This is a genomic window from Massilia sp. BAP21, from assembly GCF_057801335.1.
Genome location: NZ_CM173596.1, coordinates 4,778,696 through 4,796,265, shown reverse-complemented (window position 1 = coordinate 4,796,265; position 17,570 = coordinate 4,778,696). Strand labels below are relative to the sequence as shown.

Annotated in this window: 9 protein-coding genes and 2 tRNA genes; 4 read left to right on the top strand and 7 right to left on the bottom strand. The window is 66.5% G+C overall.

Going from position 1 to position 17,570, the window contains the following annotated elements; all coding sequences use genetic code 11:
- Nucleotides 1–263: 263 nt before the first annotated feature.
- On the bottom strand, nt 264–4,289 hold the full coding sequence (gene purL / locus ACWYRN_RS21135; RefSeq protein WP_488689691.1) for a phosphoribosylformylglycinamidine synthase: 4,026 nt from the start codon (nt 4,287–4,289) through the stop codon (nt 264–266).
- A 205-nt stretch (nt 4,290–4,494) separates the two neighbouring features.
- Between purL and ACWYRN_RS21130 the strand changes: the two genes are divergently transcribed.
- Nucleotides 4,495–6,120: a response regulator gene (locus ACWYRN_RS21130; RefSeq protein WP_488689690.1), complete on the top strand. Its 1,626-nt coding sequence runs from the start codon at nt 4,495–4,497 to the stop codon at nt 6,118–6,120.
- A gap of 246 nt (nt 6,121–6,366) precedes the next feature.
- On the opposite strand, the gene ACWYRN_RS21125 is transcribed toward ACWYRN_RS21130, so the two are convergent.
- Nucleotides 6,367–9,966, bottom strand: coding sequence for a hydantoinase B/oxoprolinase family protein (locus tag ACWYRN_RS21125; protein WP_488689688.1), 3,600 nt, complete (start codon nt 9,964–9,966; stop codon nt 6,367–6,369).
- Nucleotides 9,967–10,055: 89 nt separating this feature from the next.
- Between ACWYRN_RS21125 and ACWYRN_RS21120 the strand changes: the two genes are divergently transcribed.
- The gene (locus ACWYRN_RS21120; protein WP_488689687.1) at nt 10,056–11,558 is read left to right on the top strand and encodes an NAD(P)H-hydrate dehydratase; all 1,503 of its coding nucleotides are present in this window, start codon (nt 10,056–10,058) and stop codon (nt 11,556–11,558) included.
- Between the two features lie 150 nt (nt 11,559–11,708).
- On the opposite strand, the gene ACWYRN_RS21115 is transcribed toward ACWYRN_RS21120, so the two are convergent.
- The gene (locus ACWYRN_RS21115; protein WP_229435570.1) at nt 11,709–12,425 is read right to left on the bottom strand and encodes an ABC transporter ATP-binding protein; all 717 of its coding nucleotides are present in this window, start codon (nt 12,423–12,425) and stop codon (nt 11,709–11,711) included.
- A 37-nt stretch (nt 12,426–12,462) separates the two neighbouring features.
- Here ACWYRN_RS21115 and ACWYRN_RS21110 point away from each other — a divergent pair, with 37 nt between their 5' ends.
- Nucleotides 12,463–13,050 (top strand): arylesterase, encoded by a 588-nt coding sequence (locus ACWYRN_RS21110; protein ID WP_488689685.1) that lies wholly within the window; start codon nt 12,463–12,465, stop codon nt 13,048–13,050.
- A gap of 20 nt (nt 13,051–13,070) precedes the next feature.
- A complete protein-coding gene (mnmH, locus tag ACWYRN_RS21105) occupies nt 13,071–14,126 on the top strand; it encodes a tRNA 2-selenouridine(34) synthase MnmH (protein WP_488689683.1) in 1,056 nt (351 codons plus the stop codon).
- Between the two features lie 525 nt (nt 14,127–14,651).
- Here the strand turns inward: mnmH and ACWYRN_RS21100 are convergent.
- The 4 genes from ACWYRN_RS21100 to ACWYRN_RS21085 all read right to left on the bottom strand — a co-directional run bounded on the left by ACWYRN_RS21100 (nt 14,652) and on the right by ACWYRN_RS21085 (nt 17,255).
- The gene (locus tag ACWYRN_RS21100) at nt 14,652–16,571 is read right to left on the bottom strand and encodes a SurA N-terminal domain-containing protein (RefSeq protein WP_488689681.1); all 1,920 of its coding nucleotides are present in this window, start codon (nt 16,569–16,571) and stop codon (nt 14,652–14,654) included.
- A gap of 113 nt (nt 16,572–16,684) precedes the next feature.
- Nucleotides 16,685–16,761 (bottom strand) — tRNA-Asp (locus tag ACWYRN_RS21095).
- A 19-nt stretch (nt 16,762–16,780) separates the two neighbouring features.
- A tRNA-Asp gene (locus ACWYRN_RS21090) sits at nt 16,781–16,857 on the bottom strand.
- A gap of 125 nt (nt 16,858–16,982) precedes the next feature.
- Nucleotides 16,983–17,255, bottom strand: coding sequence for an HU family DNA-binding protein (locus ACWYRN_RS21085; RefSeq protein ID WP_229435566.1), 273 nt, complete (start codon nt 17,253–17,255; stop codon nt 16,983–16,985).
- Between the last annotated feature and the right edge of the window lie 315 nt (nt 17,256–17,570).

Here is a 17,570-nt window from a genome sequence, read left to right as displayed (position 1 = left end):
GGGCTCTCGAGCCCACGCGGTGTGGCGTGCGCGTTGTCGAATTGCGTGAGATGGCCTCGAACGGTGTTCGTAGGGTGGACACCTGTGTCCACGCGGTGCGACAGTTGCGTATTCGTGCAGGCTCTTCCAATGGTCAAACGATGAGACCGCGTGGACACAGGTGCCTTTCGCGGCCCGGTCCACCCTACAACGTCAACCCCGCGGCCGCATCCCCAAACAAAAACGCCTCCCGAGGGAGGCGTTCCAGTTTCCACGCTAAGCGATCAACCCACCCACTTGCGCGCATTGCGGAACATGCGCATCCACGGCCCATCCTCGCCGTAGCTCTCCGGCGCCCACGAATGCACCACGGTGCGGAACACGCGCTCGGCGTGCGGCATCATGGCCGTGAAGCGCCCGTCCGGGGTGGTCACCGCCGTCAGGCCGCCCGGCGAGCCGTTCGGGTTGAACGGGTACTGCTCGGTGGCCTGGCCGCGGTTGTCGACGTAGCGCAGCGACTGCACCACCTGCGACAGGTCGCCGGTCAGCGAGAAGTCGGCAAAGCCTTCGCCGTGGGCGATGGCTAGCGGCGCCTGGGTGCCCGCCATGCCCTGGAAGAAGATCGACGGCGAATCCAGCACCTCGACCATGCCGAAGCGCGCCTCGAACTGTTCCGACTTGTTGCGGGTGAACTTTGGCCAGGCCTGCGCGCCCGGGATGATCGGTTTCAGGTTGGCCAGCATCTGGCAACCGTTGCACACGCCCAGGCCAAAGGTATCCTGGCGCGCGAAGAAGCGTGCGAACTGGTCCGCCAGCTGGGCGTTGAACAGGATGGTCTTGGCCCAGCCCTCGCCCGCGCCCAGCACATCGCCATAGGAGAAGCCGCCCACCGCGATCACGCCCTTGAAGTCGTCGAGCTTCACACGCCCGGCGATCAAATCACTCATGTGCACGTCGACAGCGTTGAAGCCGGCCTGGTACATGGCGAACGCGGTCTCGATGTGCGAATTCACGCCCTGCTCGCGCAGGATGGCCACGCGCGGACGCACGCCCGTTGCAATGAAGGGCGCCGCCACGTTTTCGCTCATGTCAAACGCGATCTTCGGCGTGAAGCCAGGGTCCTGCTCATCCAACAGGCGCTCGTATTCCTGGTCGGCGCAGGCCGGGTTGTCGCGCAGGCGCGCGATGCGCCAGCTGGTCTCGGACCACAGGCGGTGCAGATTGCTGCGCTTTTCCAGGTAGATGACTTTGGCGTCGCGCGTGAACTCGACCACGCCGCGATCGTTCACCTTGCCGATGATGTGGCTGCAGGCGCCCAGGTTCAGTTCGCGCAGCACGTTCATGACAAGGCTCTTGTCCTCAGCGCGCACCTGCACCACGGCGCCCAGCTCTTCCGAGAACAGCGCGCGCAGCGTCATTTCGTTGCGGCGCTCGCCCACTTGCGTCGCCCAGTTCTTGGCGTCGCCCCAGTCGGAGGCATGCTCGCCTTCCATGGTCAGGATGTCGAGGTTGACCGACACGCCGGCGCGGCCGGCAAAGGCCATCTCGCACAGGGTGGCGAACAGGCCGCCATCCGAACGGTCGTGGTAGGCCAGCAGCTTGCCCTCCGCGTTCAAACGCTGGATCGCGGCAAAGAAGGCCTTCAGGTCTTCCGGCGAATCGACGTCCGGCACCGCGTCGCCCAGCTGCTGGGTAACCTGCGCCAGCGCGGATGCGCCCATGCGGTTCTTGCCGCGGCCCAGGTCGATCAGGATCAGGGCGGTCTCGCCGAGGTCCGTGCGCAGTTGCGGCGTCAGCGTGCGGCGCACGTCCGGCACCGGCGCGAAGCTGGAGACGATCAGCGACACCGGCGAGATCACCGACTTGGCTTCGCCTTCGTCCTGCCACGTGGTGCGCATCGACAGCGAATCCTTGCCGACCGGGATGCTGATCCCCAGCGCCGGGCACAGCTCCATGCCGACCGCCTTCACGGTGTCGAACAGGGCCGCGTCCTGGCCCGGCTGGCCGCAGGCGGCCATCCAGTTGGCGGACAACTTGATGTCTTCGATCGAGGCGACCGGTGCGGCGGCAATGTTGGTGATCGCCTCGCCCACGGCCATGCGGCCCGAGGCGGCGGCGTCGATCACGGCCAGCGGCGTACGCTCGCCCATCGCCATCGCTTCGCCCACGTAGCCCTCGTGGCTCATCACGGTGACGGCGCAGTCGGCGACCGGCACCTGCCACGGGCCGACCATCTGGTCGCGCGCGGTCATGGCGCCGACGCTGCGGTCGCCGATGGTGATCAGGAAGGACTTGTCGGCCACGGTCGGCAGCAGCAGCACGCGCTTGGCGGCTTCTTCCAGCGCGATGCCGGTCAGGTCGACGGCCGGCAGGTCGCGCTGCACGTGCTCGACGTTCCGCTGCATCTTCGGCGGTTTGCCGAGCAGGACTTCCATCGGCATGTCGACCGGGTTGTTGCCTGCCTCGGGGTCGACCACGCGCAACTGGCGCTCTTCGGTGGCGACGCCGATCACGGCGAACGGCGCACGCTCGCGCTCGCACAGGGCTGCAAACGTCTCCAGGCTCTCCGGTGCGATCGCCAGCACATAGCGTTCCTGCGATTCGTTCGACCAGATCTCCTTCGGCGCCATGCCCGACTCTTCGAGCTGGATCTTGCGCAGGTCAAAAGTCGCGCCGCGCTTGGCGTCGTTCACGATTTCCGGGAAGGCGTTCGACAAGCCGCCGGCGCCAACGTCGTGGATCGAGATGATCGGATTGCCGGCGCCCAGCTGCCAGCAGCCGTTGATCACTTCCTGGGCACGGCGCTCCATTTCCGGGTTGCCGCGCTGGACCGAGTCGAAATCGAGATCCGCGGTATTCGTGCCGGTGGCCATCGACGAGGCGGCCGAGCCGCCCATGCCGATGCGCATGCCGGGGCCGCCCAGCTGGATCAGCAGGCTGCCCGGCGGGATGTCGTTCTTGTGCGTGTGCTGGTCCGAGATGTTGCCGATGCCGCCGGCGATCATGATCGGCTTGTGGTAGCCGTACACGCCGCCCGCCGCCTGCGCGTTCTGCTCGTAGGTGCGGAAGTAGCCGCCCAGTACCGGACGGCCGAATTCGTTCGAGAAGGCGGCGCCGCCGAGCGGGCCGTCGATCATGATCTGCAGCGGCGAAGCGATGCGTTCCGGCTTGCCGTACACGGCTGCCGAGGTCTTGTCGCCGGCAGAGGTGACATCCGCCGCGTTTTCCCAGGCGCGCCGGGCATCCGGCAAATCCAGGTTCGAGACCGTGAAGCCGGTCAGGCCCGCCTTCGGCTTGGCGCCGCGGCCGGTCGCACCTTCGTCGCGGATTTCGCCGCCGGCGCCGGTCGAGGCGCCCGGGAACGGCGAGATCGCGGTCGGGTGGTTGTGGGTCTCGACCTTCATCAGCGTGTGGGTCAGTTCGCTCAGGGTCGCGTACTCGCCGTTCTCGCGCGGGAAGAAGCGCGTGACCGTCGCCCCTTCCATGATCGAGGAATTGTCGCTGTAGGCGACGACCGTCCCCTTCGGCTGCAGCTGGTGCGTGTTCTTGATCATGCCGAACAGCGACTTGTCCTGCTTCACGCCGTCGATGATCCAGTCGGCATTGAAGATCTTGTGGCGGCAGTGTTCCGAGTTCGCCTGGGCGAACATCATGAGTTCCACATCCGTCGGATTGCGCCGGGCCTTGGTGAAGGCCTCGTCCAGGTAGTCGATCTCGTCATCCGACATCGCCAGGCCGAGTTCCGTGTTCGCGCGCACCAGGGCGTCGCGGCCCTGGCCCAGCACGTCGATCGATTCCAGTCCCTTGCCCGGCAGTTCGTCGAACAGGCGCACGGCGTCGTCGGCGCTGCGCAGCACGCTTTCCGTCATGCGGTCGTGCAGCAGGGCGGCCACGGCGGCGATGGCGTCGGCGTCCAGCTTTTTGGGGGCGCCGATGCTGCTGCCGAGGATGCCGCCTTTGAGCACCACCTTGTAGGCCACCCCGCGCTCGATGCGGTGCACGTGCGACATGCCGCAGTTGTGCGCAATGTCGGTTGCTTTCGAGGCCCAGGGCGAGATCGTGCCCAGGCGCGGAATCACGAAGAACTCCTCGACGGCGCCCTCGTACAGGGTCTCGGGCACAGGCTCGCCGTAGGTGAGCATGGCCGTCAAGCGCTCGGTGTCCGCAGTGGACAGCGGTGCGCTGGCGTCGATGAAGTGGTAGAAGCGAGCCTGGACCGAGGCAATCGTGGGAGCGACTGCTTGCAGCTGGTTCAGGAGGCGTTGGCTACGAAATACCGAAAGGGCGTTGGAACCCGGCAGAATCAACATGGCTGGAAGTCGGTTGATGCAGCGTGGCTGCGGGTGGAAGATAGCCCGCTATTATACAGGGTGCACTAGGGGGTGGACCACAGGGTGGACTACGGGGCCAGCGAGCCTCGCCGCGCCCCGTGGCAGGCTGCCGGTTGCCGCGCCCTTCCCTTGCCGGTATTGTAGCGTTTGGAGCGTTTCGCGCCCGAGCCACGAAAGATAACACATGCAAGACAACAGCAAGCTGTCGGTACTGGTCATCGACCCCAATCCAGGCATGCGCAGCAACCTGCAGAACATGCTCAATGCCGCCAGCATCAGCAAGGTCGAGTACGCGATCAACGCGGGTAGCGCGATCCGCCAGCTGACGCGCCGCGCCTACGACATCATCCTCTGCGAATACGATCTCGGTGGCGCCGGCGACGGCCAGGACGGCCAGCAACTGCTGGAAGACCTGCGCCACCACCGCCTGATCGCGCCCTGGGCCATCTTCATCATGCTGACCTCGGAAGCAGTGCACGGCAAGGTGGTCAGCGCGGCCGAACTCGCGCCCACCGACTACGTGCTGAAACCGTTCACGGCCGAGACCCTGGGCGCGCGCATCGCCCGCGCCCTGGAGCGGCGCGCCGTGTTCCTGCCGACCTGGCAGCTGGTGGCGCAGAACAACCTGCGCGAAGCGATCCGCAGCGCCGCCGCGGCCGAGATCACGCACCCGCGCCACGCCCTCGACTTCGCCCGCCTGCGCGCCGAACTGCACGTGCAGCTGAAGGAGCACGGCGAGGCCGAGCAGATCTACCGCAAGGTGCTGGCCTTCAAGCCGCTGGGCTGGGCCGGCCTGGGCCTGGCGCGCGCGCAGTTCGCCCAGGGCCGCATCGACGAGGCACGCGAGACCCTGCAAATGCTGATCACCGCCAACCCGCAGCTGATGGGCGCCTACGACTTGCTGGCGCACTGCCACGAGGCGGCCGGCGCCCACGCCCAGGCGCAGAAGATCCTGGAAGAAGCGGTGAATTTGTCGCCGCACCTGGTGCGGCGCCTGCGCAAACTCGGCGACGTGGCGCTCGAGGCCGGCGACGCGGCGGCGGCGGAACGCGCGCTCAGGCAGGTGGTGAGCAAGGCGCGCTACTCGGAATTCCGCGACCCGGAAGACCATGTGAAACTGGTCAAGGCCCTGGTGAAACGCGGCGACATGCTGCAGGCCACCGGCGTGGTGCGCGACCTCGAACGCTCGCTGCGCGCCGGCCCGGAAACCGACGCCTGCCTGGCGATCGCCAACGCGGCCGTGCACGACGCGGCCGGCAACCGCCCGGCGGCGCTGGACGATTTGCAGACGGCGGTGACGGCCGTGCGCGCCAGCAGCGGCCTGTCGCCGGCACTGCGCCTGGGCCTGGTGCGCTCCTGCCTGGCGCACCGGCTCGACGGCCAGGCGCAGGAGGTGATGCTGACGGTGGTGAACGATCCGGCCGCCGGCATGACGACCGCCGGCGCCTTGCAGGTCTTCGCCGACGCCGGCCGCCGCGACCTGGCCGACAGCATGGGCCAGCAACTGAAGGCGCAGGCCCAGATCCTGCTCGGCGTGGCCGACGAGAAGCGCAACATGGGCGACGTGCGCGGCGCGGTCCAGACCCTGCTCGAAGCGTTGCGCATGGCGCCGGGGAATCTGCAGGTGATGATCGCGGTGGCGGGCGGCGTGCTCCGGCAGATCAACGAGCTGGGCTGGGATCACCCGCTCGGGGAGCTGTGCTTTGCGCAGCTGGAGAATATCCGGGCGCTGGATGCCCAGCATCCGAGGCTGGGGCCGTTGACGGACGAATACATGGCGATGCGGCGCAAGTACGGTATTTCGTCGTAACGCAACGTTCGGCCGCTGACGTTTCCCGTACGGTGGGCACTCCGTGCCCACGCGGTTACGTGCGTCTCCTTTTGCCGTTGGCCGATGAGATCCAAGCGGTAGCATCAAGCCCTGCCACAAACCCCTATCGCGTTGGCCGGCTTCGTTCAGTGACGCGAGCGACACCTCCCCGCACGTGTCCGCATCACGAACACGTACCCGCGTGGGCACAGCGTGCCCACCGTACGGGATACGCCCGCGGCCGTCCTACACGCTGCCGTACCCTCCCCCGCCCGGCGTCTCGATCACGAACGTATCGCCCGCCGCCATCTCGACCTTGCCGATGTGCCCCACCCCCTCCACGCTGCCATCGGCGCGCAGCACGCTGTTCACGCCGCGCGCCGCCGGCTCGCCGCCCGCCATGCCAAAGGGCGCGTAGACCCGGTTGTTCGACAGGATCGCCGCCGTCATCGGCTCCAGGAAGCGCAGCTTCCTCACGCCGCCATTCCCGCCCTGCCAGCGCCCCGCCCCGCCGGAGCCGGCACGGATCGCATAGCTCTCCAGCCGCACCGGGAAGCGGAACTCGAGGATCTCGGGATCGGTCAGGCGCGAGTTGGTCATGTTGGTCTGCACCACGTCCGTCCCATCGAAGCCCTCGCCCGCCCCGCTGCCGCCGGAAATCGTTTCGTAGTACTGGTAGCGCGCGTTCCCGAAGGTGAAGTTGTTCATCGTCCCCTGCGAGGCCGCCATCACGCCGAGCGCGCCATACAGCGCATTCGTGATGCAGGTCGAGGTCTCGACGTTCCCCGACACCACCGAGGCCGGATAATGGGGATTGAGCATCGAGCCCGGCGGAATGATTACCCGCAAGGGTTTCAGGCAGCCGCCGTTCAGCGGTATCTCGTCCTCGACCAGGGTGCGGAACACATACAGCACCGCCGCCATGCACACTGCCGAGGGGGCGTTGAAGTTGTTGTCCAGCTGGGCCGAGGTGCCGGTGAAGTCGATCTCGGCGCCCCGTGCTGCGCGGTCGACGCGGATCGCCACGTCGATGTGGGCGCCGTTGTCCAGCTCCACCGTGAACGCCCCATCCTTCAGCGCCCCGATCACGCGCCGCACGGCTTCCTCGGCGTTGTCCTGCACGTGGCCCATGTAGGCACGCACCACGTCCAGGCCGAAGTGCGCCACCATGCGGTGCAGCTCCTCGACGCCCTTCTGGTTCGCGGCCACCTGGGCGCGCAAATCGGCCATGTTCTGGTCCGGGTTGCGCGCCGGGTAGCGCGCGCTGGTGAGCAGCGCCCGCGCCTCTGCCTCGCGCAGCACGCCATCAAGTCCGTCGACCAGCTTGAAGTTGTTGATCAGGACGCCCTCCTGCTCGATATGGTGCGAGTCCGGCGGCATCGAGCCCGGCGTGGTGCCGCCGATGTCCGCATGGTGGCCGCGCGAGCCGACATAGAACAGGATCTCCCGGCCCGCTTCGTCGAACACCGGCGAGATCACCGTCACGTCCGGCAAATGGGTGCCGCCGTTGTACGGGTCGTTCAGCGCGTAGACGTCGCCGGCGCGCATGCGGCCCGCATTCTCGCGCATCACGGTCTTGATCGATTCGCCCATCGAGCCCAGGTGCACCGGCATGTGCGGCGCGTTCGCCACCAAATTGCCGTCGGCGTCGAATATGGCGCAGCTGAAGTCGAGGCGTTCCTTGATGTTCACCGAATAGGCCGTGTTCTGCAGGCGCAGGCCCATCTGCTCGGCAATCGACATGAACAGGTTGTTGAAGATTTCGAGCATCACCGGGTCGGCCGTGGTGCCGATCGCGCGCCGCTGCGGCAGCGCCTCCACGCGCGTCAGCACGAGATGGTTCCAGGGCGTGACCTCGGCCTGCCAGCCGGGTTCCACCACCGTGGTGGCATTGTTCTCGGCGACGATGGCCGGACCCTTGATCGTGTCGCCCGGCTTGATCTCGGCGCGGCGGTAGATGCCGGTCTCGCGCCATTCGCCGTTGCCGAACATGCGCACCTGTTCCGATGGCGCCGGGATGCCGGCACGCGGGCTGCTGTCGGTGATGCTCTCTGGCGGCGCTTCCGAGCGGCCCAGCGCCTCCACCGACACCGCCTCCACCACCAGCGCGCGCGACGGCATCAGGAAGGAGAAGCGCCGTTTATAGGCTGTCTCGAACTGCGCCTGCATGGCCGCGTTCGGGCCGAAGTCCACCACCAGTGCCGAATCCGTGCCCTCGTAGCGCAGGTGCACGCGGCGGATGACGTCGATGCGCTCGGCGCCCACGCCCTGCCCCAGCAACTCGCCGCGCACGGCCTCGGCCAGCGCATCCAGCCGTGCCGCCAGCGCCCCTTCCGCAGCCGCGCCCAGCTTTTCCTCGACCGCCTGCTCGCGCATCGCGCTCTGGTCGGCCAGGCCCATCCCGTAGGCCGACAGCACGCCGGCCAGGCTGTGGATGAAAACCGTCTTCATGCCCAGCGCATCGGCCACCAGGCAGGCGTGCTGGCCGCCGGCGCCGCCGAAGCTGGTCAGCGCGTAGTCGGTCACGTCGTGCCCGCGCTGCACCGAGATCTGCTTGATCGCGTTGGCCATGTTGCCGACCGCGATCTGGATGAAGCCTTCGGCCACCTGCTCGGGCGTGCGGCGGTCGCCGGTGGCGTCGAAGATCTGCGCGGCCATCTCGGCGAAGCGGGCGCGCACGACGTCGACGTCGAGCGCTTCGTCGGCATTCGGCCCGAACAGCTTCGGGAAGTGCGCCGGCTGGATTTTCCCGAGCATGACGTTGCAGTCGGTAACCGCCAGCGGCCCGCCGCGCCGGTAGCTGGCCGGGCCGGGATTCGCACCCGCGCTGTCGGGGCCGACGCGGTAGCGGCTGCCGTCGAAGTGCAGGATCGAGCCGCCGCCGGCCGCCACCGTGTGGATGCTCATCATCGGCGCGCGCATGCGCACGCCGGCCACCTGGGTCTCGAACACGCGTTCAAACTCGCCGGCGTAATGCGAGACGTCGGTCGAGGTGCCGCCCATGTCGAAGCCGATGATCTTCTCGAAGCCGGCCAGGCGGCTGGCGCGTACCATGCCGACGATGCCGCCGGCCGGCCCGGACAGGATACTGTCCTTGCCCTGGAAGGCGCGGGCATCGGTCAGGCCGCCGTTCGACTGCATGAACTGCAAATTCACGCCCGGCAGCTCGGACGCCACCTGGTCGACGTAGCGGCGCAGGATCGGCGACAGGTAGGCGTCGACCACGGTGGTGTCGCCGCGCGCGACCAGCTTCATCATCGGGCTGGCCTCGTGCGAGGTGGAGACCTGGGTGAAGCCGATCTCGCGTGCGATGCGCGCCACCGCGGCCTCGTGCGCCGTGTAGCGGTAGCCATGCATGAAGACGATCGCCAGAGCGCGTAGTCCGCCGTCGTAGGCCTGCTGCAGGCCGGCGCGGGCCGCCGCTTCGTCCAGCGGCTGCACGACGTCGCCATGGGCACCCATGCGCTCGTCGATCTCGACCACCTGGGCGTAGAGCAGTTCGGGCAGGACGATGTGGCGGTCGAACAGGCGCGGGCGGTTCTGGTAGGCGATGCGCAGCGCGTCGCGAAAACCGCGCGTGATCGCCAGCGCGGTCGGCTCGCCCTTGCGCTCCAGCAGCGCATTGGTGGCGACCGTGGTGCCCATCTTCACGGCCTCGACCCGGGCCGCGGGCAGCGGCTCGCCGGCGGCCACGCCGAGCAGGTGGCGGATGCCGGCCACCGCCGCGTCGCGGTACTGTTCCGGATTCTCGGACAGGAGTTTGTGCGTCACCAGCTGCCCATCCGGGCGGCGCGCCACGATGTCGGTGAATGTGCCGCCGCGATCGATCCAGAACTGCCAGTCCATGCGTCTCTCCAGGTGATGTTTTCCCTATTGTAGCCGCCGTCGCGCCAGGATCAGGCACAATGCGGGCAACGACATTCGAGAGAAGACTTATGGATAGCAAGCTTGACAGCGGCACGCTGTACACCGTCGCCCAGATCCGCGCGGTCGAGGAAGCGGCGATGCAGGAACTGGAAACCGGCACCCTGATGCGCCGCGCCGGCCGCGCCGCCTCCGACCTCGCGCTGCAACTCGTGGGCGACGCCCGCACCCGTCCGGTGCTGGTGCTGGCCGGCCCCGGCAACAACGGCGGCGACGCCCTGGAACTGGCGGCCAACCTGAGCGAGGACGGCCTCGACGTGGTGGTGCTCTACTTCGCCCCCACCGGCCAGCCCTCGCCCGAATCGGCGCAGGCCCTGGCCCGCGCCCGCGCCAGCCGCGCCAACTTTGCCGACGTCGCGCCCGACACGCGCGACTGGGCGCTGGTGGTCGACGGCCTGTTCGGCATAGGCCTGGCACGCAACCTGGTGGGGCGCTACCCGGAACTGGTCACCGCATTGTCCGACGTGCGCTGCCCGGTGCTGGCGCTAGACGTGCCGAGCGGCCTGGATGCCGACACCGGCGTGCCGGTGGGCGAAGGCGGCGTCGCCGTGCGCGCCAGCCACACCATCACCTTCATCGGCGACAAGCCCGGCCTGCATACCGCCTGCGGGCGCGACCATGCCGGCCAGGTGCTGGTGGCCGGCCTCGGCATCGCGCCCGAACTGTACCCGCCGGCGGCGGCGCTGCTTGCCGCGCCTGCCCTGTTCGCGGGCCAGCTGGCGCCGCGCCGCCAGAACACGCACAAGGGCAGCTTCGGCGACGTGGCGATCGTCGGCGGCGCGCACGGCATGCTTGGCGCGGCCGTGCTGGCCGGGCGCGGCGCCCTGCATGCCGGCGCGGGACGCGTGTTCGTGGCCACGGTCGACGTCGGGCCCGGCTACGACAGCATGCAGCCGGAACTGATGTTCCGCACCACGCACGACTTCGATACCGAGGGCCGGACCCTGGTGCTGGGGCCGGGCATGGGCGACGCGCTGGAGGCGATGCGCGTGCTCGGGCACGGGGTCGATGCGGCGGCGCCGGTGGTGATCGACGCCGATGGCTTGAACCTGGTATCGAGCAGCACCGACCTGCAGGCGCGCGTGGCCCGGCGCGTGGGCGCGACCGTGATCACGCCGCACCCGCTGGAGGCGGCGCGGCTGCTGGGCGTGTCGGCAGGCGAAGTGCAGGCCGACCGCCTGGGTGCGGCGCGCACGCTGGCGAAGCGTTTGAATGCGGTGGTGGTGCTGAAGGGATCGGGTACCGTGCTGGCGGCCCCGGATGGGGCGCTGGCGGTCAATCCAACCGGGAACCCGGGCCTGGCCACCGGCGGCACCGGCGACGTGCTGGCGGGCGTCGTGGGCGCCTTGCTGGCCCAGGGCTGGCCGGCGTGGGAAGCGGCCGTGGCTGCGGTGTGGATGCATGGCGCGGCGGCGGACAATCTGGTGGCCGATGGCTACGGGCCGATCGGCTTGACGGCCGGCGAGCTGCCGGCCGCGATCAGGAAGGTATTAAACGGCCTGGTGACGCGCTAGGTTTTGTAGTCTGGTAGGGTGGGCTCTCGAGCCCACGCGGTCGTACCCTGGCATACCTTGACGTTGCCGGAACGCCTACGGTGGACAGCGTGGGCACAAGTGCCCACCCTACAACAACGAAACCCGGCGATCCAGGCGTCGCGGGTTAACTCAAGCCAGGCGCCCTGCCGCAATGGTCAACGTCCGCCCACAGCGCGCCGCCATCGCCGGATCGTGCGTGACCAGCACCAGCGTCGACCCGCGCTCGCGATTGAGCTCGAACATCAACTGGATCACCGCTTCCCCCGTTGCCGCATCCAGGCTGCCGGTCGGCTCGTCCGCGAACAGCAGTGGCGGCTCGGTAACGAACGCGCGCGCCAGGGCCACGCGCTGCTGCTCGCCGCCCGACAAATACTTCGGATAATGCTTCAGTCGGCTCGACAGGCCCACGCGTCCCAGCATCGCTTCCGCCTTCTCGCGCGCGTTGTCGTCGCCGCGCAGTTCCAGCGGCAGCATCACGTTTTCCAGCGCATTCAGATGCGCCAGCAACTGGAAGGACTGGAACACGAAGCCCAGCTTGGCCTTGCGGAACGCCGCACGGCCATCCTCGTCAAGGGCGAATATATCGGTGCCGTCGAGCAGCACCTTGCCGCTGCTCGGCGTGTCCAGGCCGGCCAGCAGGCCGAGCAAGGTCGACTTGCCCGAGCCCGATGCGCCGACGAGCGCGAGCGTCTCGGCCGCTCCCACGGTAAAATCGATGCCGTGCAGGATGGTGAGTTCGCCGCTGGCGTCCGCCACCCGCTTGGACAACCCGGTCACCTCGATGGCGGCCGGTCGCCCCGCTGCGGCGGATACGTCATTTTTGAAAGCCTCGGGATTATCACGCATGCTTGCTCGTCTCAAGAAATTTTCTGTCGGTTTGCTCATGCTGGCTGCATCAGCGAGCGCTTATTCTGCACCAAAAACCGTGCTGGTGGTGGGCGATAGCCTGTCGGCCGAATATGGCCTGACACGCGGCGCGGGCTGGGTCACCCTGCTCGAGCAAAAACTGAAGGCCGAAAAGATCGACGCGCGCATCGTCAACGCCAGCATCAGCGGCGAGACCACCAGCGGCGGGCGGGCCCGCCTGCCGGCCCTCCTCAGCGCCCACAAGCCGCAGATCGTGGTCATCGAACTGGGCGCCAACGACGGCCTGCGCGGCCTGCCGGTGGCGTCGGCCGAGGCCAACCTGCGCCAGATGGTCACGCTGTCGCAGAAGCAGGATGCCAAGGTCATGCTGATCGGCATGCGCATGCCGCCAAACTATGGCCGCGCCTACACGGAGCGCTTCTTCGGCATGTACAGCACGCTCTCGAAAGACCTGAAGGCGCCGCTGGTTCCCTTCATGCTGGAAGGCGTGGCCGACAAGCCGGCGCTGTTCCAGGCCGACCGCCTGCACCCGAACGCGCAAGCCCATCCCATCATCCTGAAGAACATCTGGCCGACCTTTTCCAGCCTGATCCGACAACAATAACCACAATCCCTTCCCCGACAATGAAATACCCTGCCGTACTGCCCTTCGCCGACATCCTGCCCGAACTCGACAGCTTCGACACCATCATCGACGCCCGCAGCGAAGGCGAGTTCGCGCTCGACCACATTCCGGGCGCGATCAATTGCCCGGTGCTGAACAACGAAGAGCGCATCCGGGTCGGCACGCTGTACAAGCAGGTCGGCGCGTTCGAGGCGAAGAAAGTTGGTGCGCCGATCGTGGCGGCCAACATCGCTCGCCATATCGAGCAACTGTTTGCCGACAAACCGCGCGAATGGAAGCCCCTGGTGTATTGCTGGCGCGGCGGCAACCGCAGCGGCTCGATGGCGCACATCCTGGCGAAGATCGGCTGGCCGGTGGTCCAGCTGGAAGGCGGTTACAAGGCGTACCGGGCGCAGGTGAGCACGGCGCTGGAGAATCCGCCGCAGGTGGATTTCCGCGTGATCTGCGGCACCACCGGCAGCGGCAAGAGCCGCCTGCTGGAGACCCTGGAGCGCGTCGGCGCCCAGGTGCTGGACCTGGAACGCCTGGCGGCCCACCGCGGCTCGGTACTCGGCCACCTACCGCACGAACCCCAGCCGACCCAGAAAATGTTCGAAAGCCAGATCTGGGACAAACTGCGTCACTTCGACCCGAACCAGCCGGTGTTTGTCGAGTCTGAAAGCAAGAAGGTCGGCAACCTGCGCGTGCCCGACGCGGTGATGGCCCGCATGCGCGCCTCGCCCTGCATCGCGGTCGCTTTGTCGCGCCCGAACCGGGTGCGGCTGCTGATGGAAGACTACGAACACTTTGCACAGGATGCCGGTGCGTTGAATGGGCAGCTCGAACACCTGGTGCAGTTGCATGGACGGGCGAAGATCGACGCCTGGCATGCGATGGCGAATGCGGGGGCCATGCCGGAACTGGTCGATCAGTTGCTGGTGGAGCATTACGATCCGGCTTACCTGCGCTCCATTGACCGCAACTTTACGGAGTATACAAAGGCGCAGGTGCTGGAGCTGGCGGATATTGCGCCGGATGATTTCGTGCGTGCGGCGAGGAGTCTGCACGCGGGGTGATGGTGGCGTATGGCTCGCGGCGTCATGGTGGCTGCAGCGTGCAGCTTGATTGTGGCCCGCGACGTGATGGTAGCTGCGGCGCGATTGCGGCCTGCGACGTGATGGTAGCTGCGGCGCGATTGCGGCCTGCGTCTTGATTATGGCCTGCGACGACCAGATTGTCGCCTCCCGCTTGATTGTGGCCTGGGCTTGATTGCGTCAGCGGCTTGATTATGGCCTGCGATCTCGACCGTACGGTGGGCACCCCGTGCCCACGCGGTTACGTGCCGATCCTTTAGCCCGCGACGGCGACTGTTCGCTCCGGAACGCAGACCGGAATGATGGGCTAACAAAACGCTCTTTGGACGTTAGTCATTGCGCGGCGTGCAGCGCATCTCTCCGGGCTAACACCCCTCATGCTTCCGCGTGGGCACGGGGTGCCCACCCTACGGTTGCGATCCCACGATCTCTTCCGCCAACGATACGCCAGACGTAAAAAAACCCGGCTGCTCGCACAGCCGGGTTTTTATTTACATCTGAAACAGCTTACTCAGCCTGCTCCGCCGGCTTGGCGGCACTGACATTCACCTTGGCCTTGTTCTTGACCTTGATCGCCTCGACGAAGTTGTACAGCTCAGCCTGGCCGACCAGGCCGCCGATCTGCTGGGCTTCCTGGTTGCGGCGGGTGGTATCCACCTGGGCCGGCTGCGCTACCTTGCCGATGCGGTACACGCCATAGCCCACGCCCGGCACGTCCACGCCCACATAGGCTGGCAGCTTGGTCACGTCGGCCTTGAACACGGCCAGCGCGCCGGCAGGGTTCACGGTCGGCTCCTTGGTGCGCGACAGGACTTTCACTTCGCCGAAGCCGGTGGCGTCGCCGGATGCCTTGGCGGCGGCCAGCTTGGCTTCGCCGGCCTGGCGTGCCAGGCGCAGCGCTTCTTCCTGGGTCACGCGCTGGCGGATCGCCGCTTCGACCTCGGCCAGCGGACGCTTGGTGGCCGGCTTGAACTCGACCACGCGGCCGGCGATCAGGGTCGCAGGCGCCACTTCCACGGCTTCGGTGTTGCGCTTGTTCTTGATCGACTCGTTCGAGAACAGGGCGCTCAGGAATTTGTCGTTATTGTAAGGCGCCGTGCCCAGGGCCGGGTTCGCCTTGCGGCCGAGGCCGTCGACGGTCTGGATCTGCAGGCCCAGCTTGTCGGCTGCCGGCTTCAGGCTGTCCGATTGCTCGTAGACGATGTCGTTGAAGCTTTCCGCCAGTTCCGAGTATTTCTTCGACAGCGCCGACTTCTTCAGCTCGTCGCTGATGTCAGCACGGGCGGCGTCCAGCGGCTTCTGCACCGACGGCTTGACCGAGGTCACCTTGATGATGTGGTAGCCGAATTCCGACGCCACGATGCCGCTGACTTCGCCATCCTTGAGCTTGAAGACGGTCTCCTCGATTTCCTTGACCGGATAGTTGCCCTTCTCGATCGCACCCAGGTCGCCGCCCTGCGCCGCCGAATCGGTATCCTGCGACTGGGTCTTGGCGACGGCCGCGAACTCGGCCGGGTTCTTGCGCACTTCGGCCAGCACCGCTTCGGCTTTGGCCTTGGCTGCGGCTTCGTCGGCCGGCTTGGCGTCGCGCGCCTTGTTGATCAGGATGTGGCTGGCGGTACGCTGTTCCGGCGTCACGAAACGCTTCTGGTTGGCGTTGTAGAAGGCGGTGACGTCGGCGTCGCTCACCTTCACCTGGCTTTCGACAGCGGCTGCATCGAGCACGATGTACTCGGCCTTCACCTGCTCGGGAATCTGGAACAGGGTGGCGTTCTTGTCATAGAAGGCCTTGACCATCTCGTCGGTGACCTTGACCTGCGGCAGGTAGTTCGCGATCGGGAACAGCAGTTCCTGGACTTCGCGTTCCTGGTCGTTGATGTCCGAAATGCGGCTGGCCACCGAGCGTGGCGCGAAGGCGGTGCTCTGGATCGAACCGGCCAGCTGCTGGATTGCCATGTCGCGGCGCATGCGCGCGTCGAACATGTCCGGGGTCATGCCCTGGGCGGCCAGCGCGGCCTTGTACTGGTCCATGTCGAAGCTGCCGTCCGGCTTCTTGAAGCCAGGCAGGCTCTGGATCGCGTTGACCAGCGCCTGATCGGCCACGGTCAGGTGGCTGCGTGCGATTTCGGCGTTGACGGCGCGCTCGGCCACCAGGTTGTCCAGCACTTCGCGCTTGGCTTCCGGGGTGTCGAACATCTTCTGGTCGAATTGCGGACCCATCTGCTGGCGGGCCTGGTCGATCTGGCGGCGCTGGGCATCGTCCCATTCCTGCTGGGTGATGGTGCGGCCGTCGACGGTGGCGACGCCGGCGGCGCTGTCGCCGCGGCTCTGGTAGCTGTCGACACCGACGAGAACGAAGGATGGAACGATGATCAGGCCGAGCACACCGTACATCACGCGTTTGTTGTTACGTACAAAATCAAACATGGTCACCAATCACTCAGGAAATGGCCTAAAAGCACAGTTAAAAAAAAAGGCGAACTCGCGTTCGCCTCTTCTTATTGAGGCGCCTTTTCGTGGCGCCCCGGTACTACTGCATCTGGCGGAGCGGACGGGGCTCGAACCCGCGACCCCCGGCGTGACAGGCCGGTATTCTAACCAACTGAACTACCGCTCCAGAATCTGTGTATGGTGAGTGGCGGAGCGGACGGGGCTCGAACCCGCGACCCCCGGCGTGACAGGCCGGTATTCTAACCAACTGAACTACCGCTCCACTTCACATACTAGGTACTGCATACCAGGCCGCAGAAAGCAGAGAGGCCAAAGCTTCCCACTTTGCGAGACACACAGTCTCGCTTTACCGCCTGGTGTTCTCTGCATGTCGCTGCAGAGAAGGCATTAGTTTACAGCATCTTTTAGCGCTTTACCAGCCTTAAATTTCGGAACCTTTGCAGCTTTAATCTTGATCGGTTCCTTGGTGCGCGGATCGCGGCCGGTACGTGCCGCGCGCTCGCCCACGCTGAAGGTGCCGAAACCGACCAGCGTGACGCTGTCGTTCTTCTTCAGGGTCGCGGTCACCGCTTCGATCATGGCGTCGAGTGCGCGCGTTGCCGAGGCCTTGGTAATGTCCGCGGATTTCGCGATTTCTTCGATCAGTTCAGTCTTGTTCACTCTATTCCCTCTTGTACGTTCTGACGCGGCGGCGCTGCGCCTTCCTGCAAAAAACTGCAAGCGCGTATTAAACAAGGGGGATTTGCTTCTGTCAAGCAACACGTATGGCCACCGATGTATCCGAATTCGCGATCCGCATTGCCATTGCCGCATCCGGATTCGCGATACGTAGGGTGGGCACTCCGTGCCCACGCGAAACGGTGATCATTGTTGGCGGTTCAAACTGCACATTGTTGACTTGATTAGTACTGCAGGGTTTTCGAGCGGTGATTTGCAGCCACGGAATCCGCACGAACACGTAACCGCGTGGGCAGT

Bases quoted from the DNA above. Each gene is read 5' to 3' on its own strand.
- purL (WP_488689691.1), bottom strand. From the start codon at position 4,289: ATGTTGATTCTGCCGGGTTCCAACGCCCTTTCGGTATTTCGTAGCCAA.
- ACWYRN_RS21130 (WP_488689690.1), top strand. From the start codon at position 4,495: ATGCAAGACAACAGCAAGCTGTCGGTACTGGTCATCGACCCCAATCCA.
- ACWYRN_RS21125 (WP_488689688.1), bottom strand. From the start codon at position 9,966: ATGGACTGGCAGTTCTGGATCGATCGCGGCGGCACATTCACCGACATC.
- ACWYRN_RS21120 (WP_488689687.1), top strand. From the start codon at position 10,056: ATGGATAGCAAGCTTGACAGCGGCACGCTGTACACCGTCGCCCAGATC.
- ACWYRN_RS21115 (WP_229435570.1), bottom strand. From the start codon at position 12,425: ATGCGTGATAATCCCGAGGCTTTCAAAAATGACGTATCCGCCGCAGCG.
- ACWYRN_RS21110 (WP_488689685.1), top strand. From the start codon at position 12,463: ATGCTGGCTGCATCAGCGAGCGCTTATTCTGCACCAAAAACCGTGCTG.
- mnmH (WP_488689683.1), top strand. From the start codon at position 13,071: ATGAAATACCCTGCCGTACTGCCCTTCGCCGACATCCTGCCCGAACTC.
- ACWYRN_RS21100 (WP_488689681.1), bottom strand. From the start codon at position 16,571: ATGTTTGATTTTGTACGTAACAACAAACGCGTGATGTACGGTGTGCTC.